The organism is Roseibium sediminis (assembly GCF_008711325.1).
In the GTDB taxonomy this organism is placed as follows: domain Bacteria; phylum Pseudomonadota; class Alphaproteobacteria; order Rhizobiales; family Stappiaceae; genus Roseibium; species Roseibium sediminis.
Window position 1 is genome coordinate 111,830 of record NZ_VXDB01000012.1, and the last position, 11,714, is coordinate 123,543.

The following is an 11,714-nucleotide window of genomic DNA, read 5'->3' on the forward strand; positions in this document are numbered from 1 at the left end:
CTAGACCAGCTTCATGAAAACCCGCCGTACTCCCAAATTGCCTCTCAATCTCATCGATGTGCCGAATGTCTGCTTCGGTCTGGCGATCTTCCTTGCCATCTGCGCCTATCTCATTTCCTGATCCGGAAATACTGGTGAGTGGCTACAGAAAAGCCCCGGAGCAACACTCCGGGGCTTTTCCATTCTTGCAGATCTTGAAAACAGATCAGGCAGCCTTTGCCTTTTCCGCGCGCAGGGTGTCGAGGATGTTCTGCGGCGAGGACTTGCCATAAGGATCGGTCTCGCAGTTGTCGGAGAAACCTTCTTCTTCGAACCACAGCTCGACAACACTGTCGTTGATCACGGCGCCATATCGCCAGGAGCGCATGCCAAAGCCGAGATTGTCTTTTGCAACGAGCATGCCCATCTTGCGGGTGAATTCGCCGGAGCCGTCCGGAATGACCTTTACGTTGTTGACGTTCTGGGCCTTTGCCCATGCGTTCATGACGAAGGCATCGTTGACGGAGATGCAGTAGATCTCGTCAACGCCTTCAGCCTTGAACTCTTCGTAGAGCTTTTCGAAGTCCGGCAGCTGGAATGTGGAGCAGGTCGGGGTGAATGCACCCGGCAGGGAGAACAGCACAACGCGCTTGCCCTTGAAGTAGTCGTCGCTGGTCTTGTCTTCCCAACGGAACGGGTTCGGGCCTTCGATGGATTCGTCGCGAACGCGGGTGCGGAAGGTGACGAGCGGTACATTCTTGCCGAGCATGAAACTCTCCTAAAACTGGTAAAAACGGGAACCTGAGCGAACAGGAACGGCTCTTTTGCATCCGCGGGAGGAGGTGGGTGCAAATGCTCGTGTTCCCAGGCCCAAGGCTCTGACAGGGGCGGGGGTAGCGCATATGAAGAGCAGCGACAAGGGGCAGCGGGGCCTGTCGATAGAGATTATTAATGGAGCAGGCCCGATGTGGAAAAGTGCCGCTAAGTCAATGGGCTGTGGCTGCAGCCAGCCTGCATGCGCTTCGGTTCCGAATGTTGTATGATTTGCCGATCAAACCTGGCTCACACCTCAAGAAGGGGTCTCATGTCCCGGATACCGATACGCGTGATGTCTGCCTTTCTGGGCCTGCTGGGAACCGGCACGGGTCTTGCCGTCATTCCACAATCAGCATGGGCCATTCCGGACAGCACGTTACACTCCGTGGTCTCCGTTCTGCCGGTCTGGCCAGACAAGCCACAAGGCGGATCGGGGGCAATACGTGGCAGTGCGCCGGAAGGGTCGGGCATTGCCATTGCCAAAGGCGGACGTATCGCAACAGCCTATCACGTGATCAAACCTGCCGAACGGGTGGATGTGCGCCTTCATGACGGCCGGATTGTTCCGGCACAGGTTCTCGGTTTTGACGAGGCGAGTGATGTGGCGCTTCTGGATATCGAGCCGGAGCTGCCGCTGCTACGGCCGGGACCTGCGCCGAAGATCGCCAGCCGCGCCTGCTTCATCGCCAACGCTTATGGGCTCGACCTGTCGGTGACATGCGGCGTCATTTCGCGGACCCAAGTCAGCGATGCCGGGTTCAACGCGGTTGAGGATTTCGTTCAGACAGATGCGGCTGCCAATCCGGGAAGTTCCGGTGGAGCGCTGGTGGATGACGAAGGGCGCCTCGTTGGCATGGTGTCGGCGATCTTTTCCTCGCGCGAGGGCATGAATATCGGCGTGAACTTTGCGGTTTCATCCGAGCTTTTGATCCGCGTTGCGGACAGCCTTGCGCGGTCTGGCGACGTGACCTTCGTGTCTGCCGGGTGGGGGCTGGATACGCCGCCAAGGTCCACGCTGGTGGACCGCGCCGGTGTTCTTGTCATCGGGCTGGAGGACGGCGGGCCTGCTCAGGCCGCGGGAGTGCAGATCGGCGATCTAGTGCTGAAGGTGCGGGGACGATCTGTTCAAAGCCCGAGGGATGTTCTCTCCGCGCTCGCCGTTGTGCAACCGGGCGAGACCGCGGAGGTCGTCTTATGGCGCAACAATCGCGAGAGCATTGTTCAGCTGAGCTTTGCCGGTGAGAACGCCGCAGTTCAGCCTCGCCAGCGGTCTTCTCTCGATACGGCCGATTGCCCCTACAGTGCCGCTGTCTGCCAAACCCGTCAGGCGGTGTTTCCCATCTCCTCGTTTGATCCGTTGGGTAGCAGCGTGCGGATTGGCGAGACTTTGCTGGTGACCAACCGGCATATCACAGCAGGCGAGAAAACCGCGACCGTCTATATCCCGAACGGCACATTAACCGGAGAAGTGCTGCCGTCGGCCTATCCCGGCGATCTCGCGTTGATCCGTGTCGAAGGTCTGCCCAAGGACGGGTTGATCCTGAAGGTGCGGGAACCGGCCAGCCTCAATCGGACTTTCTATACGGTTGGCGGCGATATCGCGCAAAAAAAGGTGCGGGTCTTTCCTCCCGGAAAGCTGATTGCCCCGCCAGCACGCGGCGCTGATCTGGGCCGACTGCATGTTTCTGCCCATATGCAGCCCGGTGTCAGCGGCGGCGCGTTGGTGGACGAGACGGGCGCACTTGTCGGCATTGCGACCGGCGGCGGGCAGGGACGGCATGAAGCCATTCCACTCGATGATGTAGCCGACCTCATCCGCCTGCAGGGAGCTCCCGATGCGCGCTCGACCTTCGATCGGCTGGGACAGGGGCTCAGCGAATGCAAGCTTGAACTGGAAGCGGTCAAGGCCAAGCGATCCAGACTGTCCGACAAGGGGGCCGGGCACCTTGCAGAAACTTGTATGGACGCTGCAAATTACGGTCTCCTGCAAGAGGCGGGGGACGCGCTTGGCCAACAGAACCATGTAGAAGAGGCCATCAGGCTTCATCTTGCGGCGCTGACCCAGGTTCCCAATTCTTCAAACTCCCGCCTGTCGCTGCTGACCGCTTATCAGGTGACAGGGCGCTATGAGGAGATGTTGCAGCCTGCTCGCCGTCTTCTGGAGTTGCAGCCAAATTCGCCGGATGTGTTGCGGCGAGTACTTCAGGCCGGGGTTCTGGGGCGTGATCGCGAGCTTGCCGAAAAGGCCCTTGAGAAGCTTGAGAGATTGGGTGGAGAGGAAGCGGTTCAGGCGCGTCGTTATTTTGACAAGGCTGAGTCTTCGTTCGGGAATAAACAATAATCGGCAGAATACTGCGATCTTGAGTCAAATGTTTATAACTCTGATTCGCCGTTTCGAAGAGTCGCCGGGTTGCTGCTACGGTTTGGCCCTAAACAAAAAAACTGTGCAACCCTGTCTTCGGAAATACTCATGGCTAGATCTGTCCATGCGTCTGATAGTGCTCCAGAAAATATACATGAAATGCTTGCGGTCTGGGGACGCGAGATCGCTGAGGCTCGGATCCGTTTTGGACTGACCGAAAGCGATTTCTCAACCTGTCTGTTCGTATCCCCCTCGACAATAACCCGGCTGGAGCGCGGCGATCCGTCCGTCAGTCTGGGCATATTCGTCAATGCACTTTGGGCGCTTGGCCTTAATGAGAGGCTGGATGCCGAGTTCGTCAGCATTGAAGAAGTTTTTTGCGTACCTGGAGAAGTAGTTGATTGCGTGCCGGAGGCAATTCTCCCATCCAACGAAAATACAGAGGCCACTATGTCGCAAGAGACACCTTTCGGCCCGATGCTTATTTCAAAAACAGCGGGCAAATTGAGCGAACCAGTCGGACTTTGGGGACTTTTCCCCCAGAACAACCCGGTTCAGAAGATTCAGACAAAAATACAGGACATCAACCGGGCTACACTTCAGTCCGGTGTCGATCAGATTGAACGGATCAAGGACAACCTGTCCACGGGAACGCGAGATACGCTGGTCAAGCTGGCCCGCTCGGGCTCTGGACAGGACATTCAGCATGTCGACTTGCGTTATTTTCGCGCCAGGTTCGTAGACCTGATCAAGAGCCTGTTCTTTATCAGCGCTGACAAAAGCAAGGATGTCCGAAAGCTGGAAACCCGCCGCGAGCGCCGCCGCCGTATCATTTGCCGCGCAGTTTCCCAGGCTCGTCATCTCAATGGCGCAAATGCCAATGTGCCGCCGCCGACCTGCATAGCCAAAACACGCTGACACGAGCGTTTGATCACGAAACAAGGGGCTCCATTGAGGGCCCCTTTATTCATGCCTCGTCCCAATGCGCTTCCGCGAGCGATCGGCGTTGCGCACCTTGCCACGAATCTTCGCCAACGAAGATGCCTGAATTCCGCAAAGTGCGCGGAGATTTGAAGCGCCAACGTCTTTCCCAGGTGTTTGGCGCCTGTGACGGAAAATATTTTTTGAGGCACAAAAAGCCCCTCGCAAGTCGCAGTTTGTAACCTTGCAATCCTCGCCTTCATGAACCGGTTGTGCCGGCCGCTTCAAGCCTGTCTGGCAATGTATGCGCAGAATGCTCGTAAAGGTTGTATTGTGACGTGTTGTAATTCTCAGGTCGCTGGTCTGATGCCTCTCAGAAGCCGCGACGTCAGTTTCAAGAACTTGCAGTGCTCAAATTACCAAGGTGCAGATTGATGTAATTATCTGGACAATTCTTGGTTGTTTTTGGCGATTTGGCTTTCTGTCTTTGATGTAGATTGTACTGATGCCAATATTCGCATCTCTATTTCGAGAAATTATTTAAACTTGCGCTTTTATCTCATGTTTTAACACTGAGATGATTAGAATTTTATTCATATTGGAGGTTCAAACCACTTCCAAGGACTTGGGTGAGTGGCGTTGCCCGTTGGCGTTGAAAGTGAAACAAAGTTATTCGGGGTGTTTCAGATGAAATTGTCGGTTGGCAAGAAATTGGCTCTACCGGTTGTCGGTCTGGTTGCAATGATCGGAGCCGTTTCGTCGGGGGTTGAGTATATAGGTGACGGGGTCAGCGAACAGGCACTCTTGGTCAAGGATTATGAGGTTCCAAAAGCTACCTTGACCCTGACCTTGATCGAAGAATTGGGAGACATCAACTCCAACGTTCTGGAATACGTCAACGGAGAAGGTGATGAACGCAAGGGGTTTGATCGCAATTACGGGCAGTTCACCGAGTATTTTGGCAAGCTGAGTGCGCTTTTCGAGAAGGATGATCCTTTTATTCAGGAGGTGGCTTCTCAGTTTGAGCTTTACCAGTCGACCGTACGCAGCGAAGTGTTCGAAGCCTATAGTCCCGAAGCCGAGGCTCAGGCAGCAGCTGAAGTCAAGCGATTGGCTGAAATGGGGCGTAAGATCGAAACAGCCCTTGATGACATGAAAAATGCCGAAATCGCCGATGCCGCAAACTCTCAGACCCTCGAAGAGGTGCTGACGGACGACTTGCCGGGCGTGCAGTATTATCTGGAGATGGTGGACGAGGCAGGGGACATGGTTTCCTCACTTAACGCCTATCTTCGGGGTGATCCAAAGGCCGCCGATGCATTTATGCGCGATGCGGAAACGTTTGAGCATTTCCTGAAACTCATTCGACCGCTGGAAGCGAAAGCCGACGAAACCCACAAGCTCGACGGGATCGAGGCGGCGTTCAACGAAATTCGCACAAGCGGACCCAAGGTCTTCAATACCTATGATCCGGCCAGCAAGATCAAGGCACTGGCTGCGATCGACAGGATGGAGCATGAGGTGTTCGAGCCTCTGGAAGATCGCTTGGACGAGATGGCCCAGTTCGCCATCGATAGGGAACAGGCGGCTTTGACCGGTCTGGTTTCGGAGATCAAGCTGTCCAACAACCTGATCTGGCTGTTGCTGGGCGTCTCCGTGGTTCTCGGTGCGGGCACCTTGTTCTTTGTGCGCCAGCAGGTCACCCGTCCGCTCAAGGAACTTCAAAGCGCCATGAGTCGATTGTCCAATGGCGAGCTGGATGTCGAACTTTCTGGCCACAACCGCTCTGATGAAATTGGCGAAATGATCCGCTCGGTTGAGGTGTTCCGCAAGAATGCGATGGAAGTTGCGGACCTGCAGGAAACCAGCCGGATTGCGGAAGAGCGCTCGCAGGAAGAAAAGCGCGCGGCCATGGCCCGGCTTGCTCAAGAGTTCGAGCAGAGCGTTGGATCCATCGTCACACAGGTGTCGGAAGCAGCCCAATCCATGCATTCGACTGCAGGTACCCTGACCGAAACAGCCGAGCATTCGAAGGCTCTGGCGAGCGGGGCGAGCTCTTCTGCTGAACAGGCATCGGGCAATGTTCAGACCGTTGCGTCGGCAGCCGAGGAACTGGGTGCGTCCATCCAGGAAATCAGTGGTCAGGTGAACGAGCAGAACAACAAGACCGCACATGCGTTCGAAGTGACCAAGCTGAGCCGGGAGCACATGCAGGCGCTGACCCGCAAGGTCTCCGATATCGGCGAAGTTCTGAACCTGATCACCGGCATTGCCGAGCAGACCAATCTTTTGGCTCTCAACGCCACGATTGAGGCGGCGCGCGCCGGAGAGGCAGGCAAGGGCTTTGCGGTTGTTGCCAGCGAGGTGAAGAGCCTTGCCAACCAGACTGCAAAGGCAACCGAAGACATCGCCGCGCAGATCAACGCGGTTCAGCACGAAACCAGCTCGACCATGGCCTCCATCGAGGAGATTGCCCGCGAGATCGAGATCGTCGCCGAGATCGCAACCGCCATTGCTGGCGCGGTGGAAGAGCAGAACGCGGCAACCCACGAGATCGCCAAGAGCATCAGCCATGCGGCAACAGGCACGGATCTGGTCAGCCAGAGCGTGACGGAGCTGAACGGCGGGGCCGAACAGACCGGCGATGCCGCTCGCACCATGCTCATGTCCGCTTCCGACATGTCGGAAAAGGTTCAGCTGCTGAACAGCATGGTCAACAAGTTCCTCACAGAGGTCCGGGCTGCATAAGTTTGCAGTTCATGACAGGGAGCGGGGCGGTCACAGCAATGTGGCCGCCTTTTTCTTTGACTCGTGCCCATTCCATCGGCTGATTGTTCGCTTTTCGAAATTGTGGTCTAAGCAATTTTGACCGTATTTTCCTCAGCTTGGGACCAAATCAATTGACACGCCGCACCAGCAATCAGGACGCCTTTGAAACCCGTGCCATCCATGCCGGACAGGAGCCGGACCCGCAAACCGGTGCCGTGGTGACGCCGATCTATACATCCAGCACATTCGTGCAGGATGGCATCGGCAACAATCGCGGTTTCATGTATTCGCGCTCGGGTAATCCGACCCGTCTGGTGCTGGAAGCCTGCCTTGCCGATCTTGAGGGGGCAGAAACCGCGATTGCCTGTCCGTCCGGTCTTTCCGCTGCTTCCACCATTCTGGAGCTGCTGGAGTCGGGCGCCCATGTGGTGGCGCATCACGATGTCTATGGTGGCATTTACCGCCTTCTGGAGATGGTTCGCAGCAAGTCTGCCGGGCTGGATGTCACCTTCGTGAATTTCTCCGACAAGGAGGCGGTGAGGGCGGCCATTCGCCCGGACACGGCCATGCTCTGGTTCGAAACGCCGTCCAATCCGCTGCTGGAGATTGTCGATATCGCCTTCGTGGTGGACGAGGCAAAGCGCGTCGGTGCGCTGAGTGTCTGCGACAACACCTTCTGCTCGCCTTATTGCCAGCGCCCGCTGGAGCAGGGCGTCGACATTGTCATGCACTCGGCCACCAAGTTCCTGAACGGACATTCGGACCTGATTGCCGGTGTTGTGGCCGTGTCGCCGAATTGCGATCCAGAGATCGTCAAGAAGATCCGCTTTCTGCAAAATGCCACCGGCGCGGTCATGGACCCTATTGCCTGTTCAACGCTGCTGCGGTCGCTGAAAACCCTCGCCATTCGCATGGAACGGCATAATCAGAATGCCGAAAGGATTGCCGCCTATCTCGATGAAAACGCCGAGCGTCTCGGCATCACCAAACTGATCTATCCGGGCCTTTCCTCTCATCCCGGGCATGAAGTCGCCAAACGCCAGATGAAGGGCTTTGGCGCGATGATTTCCATGGAAGTCACGGGCGGACAGGCGCGGGCGGAAAAGATCGCTCAGTCCCTGCGCCTCTTTGCCTTTGCCGTCAGCCTTGGCGGGGTGGAAAGTCTTGTGCAGCACCCGGCCAGCATGACCCACGCCATCCTGCCGCCCGAACGCCGCCAGATGCTTGGCGTCACCGACAATCTCCTGCGCCTCTCCGTGGGGATCGAGCATGTTGACGACCTGATAGCCGATCTCGAAAGCGCCATGACATCGGCCTGAGGGCTTCGCGAAGAGCACTCGACAAAAACACCTGCTTTGCCTCATAGCGCCGAGAGTGATATGAGGCGGGCATGACCAAGATGTCTCGCCTTTATTCCGACCATCAACCGCGCTTTGCGGTTGCACCGATGATGGAGTGGACGGATCGAAACTGCCGCTCATTTCACCGGCAGTTGTCGTCGCGTGCGCTGCTTTATACCGAGATGGTGACGACGGGTGCGGTGATCCATGGCGACCGGGAAAAGCTGCTCGGATTTTCCGATCTGGAGCATCCGATTGCCTGCCAGCTTGGCGGGTCTGACCCTGCGGATATGGCGACTTCGGCAAAGATCGTTGAGGACTGGGGTTATGACGAGGTCAACATCAATGTGGGCTGCCCGTCGGACCGCGTTCAGTCGGGCAGCTTTGGCGCGTGCCTGATGCGCGAGCCGGATCTTGTTGCTGAATGTGTTGCCGCGATGAAGGCGGCCGTTTCCATACCCGTCACGGTCAAATGCCGCATTGGCGTGGATGATCAGGACCCGGAAGAGGCGCTGGATGCGGTGGCGGACAAGGTGTTTGCTGCCGGCAGCGATGCGCTGTGGGTGCATGCCCGTAAGGCATGGCTGAAAGGTCTTAGCCCAAAGGAAAACCGCGATGTTCCGCCTCTCGATTATGATCGGGTCCTGCGGCTGAAAGCGCGGTTTCCCGAGAAATTTATTGGCCTCAATGGCGGGTTGGCTGACCTTGATCAGGCCGAACCGTTTCTGGACACGCTGGACGGCGTGATGCTGGGCCGCGCGGCCTATCACAATCCCGGCCTGATGGGCGAGGTGGACCGGCGGCTTTATGGCGAGGACGTGGAAGACGTGTCTCCCTGGCAGGCGGTCGAAAAATTCATCCCCTATATCGAGGACGGTCTGGCGCGCGGTGTGCGTCTGCCGCACATGACGCGGCATATGCTGGGCCTTTTCCATGGACGGCCCGGGGCAAAGGCGTGGCGGCGCATCCTGACTGTTGAGGCAATCAAGCCGGAGGCGGGGGTCGAGGTCGTGCAAAAGGCGCTTGAGGCGGTATCGGCACCAAACAGGGTGCGGGACGATTGGGATGATGCTAGGTTTTCCGGTGACAGCAGGGCCGACGACGCGGCCTGATGTGCTAAACGTGCAACCCCGCCCCGGAATACCCCCGCATGGAAACCGCCATTTTTTCCCTTGATGCCCTGTGGCTGGGCGCAGCGCTTCTGGCTGCCGGTCTGGTGGCCGGATTTCTTGCCGGTCTGTTCGGTATTGGTGGCGGCGCGGTTCTGGTGCCGGTGCTCTACCAGTTCCTCACCTTTCTGGAGGTGGATGAGAGTGTGCGGATGCACATTTCCGTCGCAACCTCTCTGGCCATCATCGTGCCGACATCCACCCGATCGTTTCTGGCGCACAAGAAGCGCGGGGCGGCGGATTTGTCCTTGCTGAAAAGCTGGCTGATCCCGCTGCCGCTTGGCGTTCTGGCAGCTTCGCTCGTGGCGGCTTATGTTTCCGGGGCGGAGTTGAAGGGTATCTTTGGTGTTATCGCGCTGGTTCTCGGCCTGCGCATGTTGCTCGACCAGCCGCATTGGCGGCTTGGCAGCGATATTCCGGGCGACCCGATCCGCAGCTTCTGCGGTTTCCTGATCGGCTTTTTCTCAACGCTGATGGGCATTGGCGGCGGGGTGATGAACAACACCTTCATGACACTCTATGGCCGCCCGATCCATCAGGCCGTTGCAACCTCCTCCGGCACGGGGCTGATGATCTCCATTCCCGGCACCATCGGCCTCATCTGGGCCGGGTGGGGCGCAGACTTCTTGCCGCCGTTCTCCGCGGGCTATGTCAACCTTCTCGGCGTTCTCCTGATCATCCCCGTCACCACCTTCGCCGCCCCCTACGGCGTCAAACTCGCCCACTCCTTGCCCCGCCGAAAGATGGAGATCTTCTTCGGCGTGTTCCTGCTGATCGTGGCCGCTCGGTTTTTGTTCGGGATGTTGGGGTAGGGGAGCTGGCGACCATAAACGGTTCGAGGCTCTGCGGGCTGAGAGTCTATTCGGCCAGTTTGCCGCAAACCTCAGATGGTCATCACCGGACTTGATCCGGTGATCCACCCCGTGATGTGACCGTCCGCTCAATCTGCGGATAGAGAACGGAATGGATGCCATGATCAAGTCATGGCATGGCTGCGGCGTGGGCCGTGCGCAAGGTGGTCATCCCCGGCTTGATCGGGGATCCATTGAAACCCGAAGGCGTTGTGAGGGAAAAGGTGCCTGCGGTGCGGCTTAAGCTTGTTTCAATGGTCCGCGCAGGTTGATGGGTATAGTGGATCCCCGCTCGGTGGCGGGGATGACGAGCGGAGAATGAGGTGGGGCGATGAAACGGTTCGAGGCTCTGCGAGCTGAGAGTCTATTCGTCCAGTTTACCGCAAATCTCAGATGGACATCACCGGACTTGATGGAGTCTGCCCTCAACAGGATCGAGAGGTGCTCCATCCCGTGATGTTACAATGAACGGTGGCTGTGGAGAGGAAACGGAATGGGTCCCATGGTCAAGCCATGGGACGACCTGCTGGGTTGGTCGTGAGTTTGGAGTGTTGCCCGAGGTTTGCCCTCAAGGCACCATGACAAGCTTGTCGCCTTCGATGTGCCAGCGTTGCAGGCGGTCGAGGGCGGTCATGCCGAAGAGGCTGTTTTCCAGTGCGCCGTCGCGGGCGATGAAGGCACGGATATCGCGGAAGGTGGCGTCACCGATGCGGATTTCGTCGATCTTGGCAGGCGCAACGAGGGCGCGGCCATTAGCGGTGGAAACGGGAACGGTGAAGCTAAGGTCCCGGTCCTTGAAGCCCGCTGCAATCGCATCCTCATGGGTCAGGACAACAGCGCTGGCGCCCGTGTCCAGCAGGAAGCTGACCTTGGCGCCATTTGCGGTGCCATCCAGTACGAAGTGACCTGTCTGGTCGCGGACGATGAGAACGGAGCCGTCATTCTGGGTGACGGCAAGGCCCGGCGCGAGCGCGCCCAGAACCCGGTAGCCACCTTGCACCAGTTCGTCGCGATGGGCATATCCGGCCACAAGAACAATGCCGAGGCCGCCCCAAAAGACGGTGGCTTTCAGGATCTCCCGCACCTTTGGTTGTCCGAAAACGAGGCTGGCGAGGAACACGATGGCGAGGGCGGACAGGGCAACAAGGCGCGGGCCGGTGTCGTCGAAGTCGAAGTCTTCCGGTTGGGACGGCCAGTTGGCGACCGCATAGAGCCCGACGGCCACACAGGCGCCGATGATGACGGCAAGGACAAGAATACGGGCAATCTCGCGTCCGTTCATTGTCTTATTCCCCGCCAAGGCTCGCGCGGCGGTCTTCCAGAACGGCCATGACGCGGGCACGGTCAGCCTCGCTCATGGAGCCCCAAGTCGCAATTTCCTCAAGCGAGCGAAAGCACCCACGGCAAAGGCGGGTGGTCTGGTCAATCTGGCAGACTTTTGTGCAGGGCGACGTCATGCCTTCGATATAGGGGCTTCAATGCGGCCTTGCCAAGGCCGCATTGCCTG

At 57.9% G+C, this 11,714-nt stretch carries 9 protein-coding genes; 6 read left to right on the forward strand and 3 right to left on the reverse strand.

Going from position 1 to position 11,714, the window contains the following annotated elements:
• Window positions 1-205 precede the first annotated feature (205 nt).
• Window positions 206-748, reverse strand: coding sequence for a peroxiredoxin (locus F0155_RS13610; protein WP_150525075.1), 543 nt, complete (start codon window positions 746-748; stop codon window positions 206-208).
• A gap of 315 nt (window positions 749-1,063) precedes the next feature.
• Between F0155_RS13610 and F0155_RS13615 the strand changes: the two genes are divergently transcribed.
• From F0155_RS13615 to F0155_RS13640, 6 genes are all read left to right on the forward strand, one after another.
• Entirely contained in the window at window positions 1,064-3,136 is a 2,073-nt protein-coding gene (locus F0155_RS13615) for a trypsin-like peptidase domain-containing protein (protein WP_161599813.1), read from the forward strand.
• A gap of 129 nt (window positions 3,137-3,265) precedes the next feature.
• Entirely contained in the window at window positions 3,266-4,075 is an 810-nt protein-coding gene (locus F0155_RS13620; RefSeq protein ID WP_150525077.1) for a helix-turn-helix transcriptional regulator, read from the forward strand.
• Between the two features lie 690 nt (window positions 4,076-4,765).
• Window positions 4,766-6,826 carry a methyl-accepting chemotaxis protein gene (locus tag F0155_RS13625; protein WP_150525078.1) on the forward strand — a complete coding sequence of 687 codons (2,061 nt, stop codon included), beginning with the start codon at window positions 4,766-4,768 and terminating at the stop codon, window positions 6,824-6,826.
• A gap of 152 nt (window positions 6,827-6,978) precedes the next feature.
• Window positions 6,979-8,166, forward strand: coding sequence for a trans-sulfuration enzyme family protein (locus tag F0155_RS13630; RefSeq protein WP_208999271.1), 1,188 nt, complete (start codon window positions 6,979-6,981; stop codon window positions 8,164-8,166).
• A 71-nt stretch (window positions 8,167-8,237) separates the two neighbouring features.
• Complete coding sequence (gene dusA, locus F0155_RS13635) at window positions 8,238-9,299, forward strand: tRNA dihydrouridine(20/20a) synthase DusA (RefSeq protein WP_150525079.1); 1,062 nt, start codon at window positions 8,238-8,240, stop codon at window positions 9,297-9,299.
• A 38-nt stretch (window positions 9,300-9,337) separates the two neighbouring features.
• Window positions 9,338-10,168: a sulfite exporter TauE/SafE family protein gene (locus F0155_RS13640; RefSeq protein WP_150525080.1), complete on the forward strand. Its 831-nt coding sequence runs from the start codon at window positions 9,338-9,340 to the stop codon at window positions 10,166-10,168.
• A 607-nt stretch (window positions 10,169-10,775) separates the two neighbouring features.
• Here F0155_RS13640 and F0155_RS13645 read toward each other — a convergent pair.
• Both F0155_RS13645 and F0155_RS13650 read right to left on the reverse strand, forming a co-directional pair.
• Complete coding sequence (locus F0155_RS13645; RefSeq protein ID WP_150525081.1) at window positions 10,776-11,489, reverse strand: retropepsin-like aspartic protease family protein; 714 nt, start codon at window positions 11,487-11,489, stop codon at window positions 10,776-10,778.
• A gap of 4 nt (window positions 11,490-11,493) precedes the next feature.
• Window positions 11,494-11,664, reverse strand: coding sequence for a DUF1289 domain-containing protein (locus tag F0155_RS13650; protein ID WP_150525082.1), 171 nt, complete (start codon window positions 11,662-11,664; stop codon window positions 11,494-11,496).
• Between the last annotated feature and the right edge of the window lie 50 nt (window positions 11,665-11,714).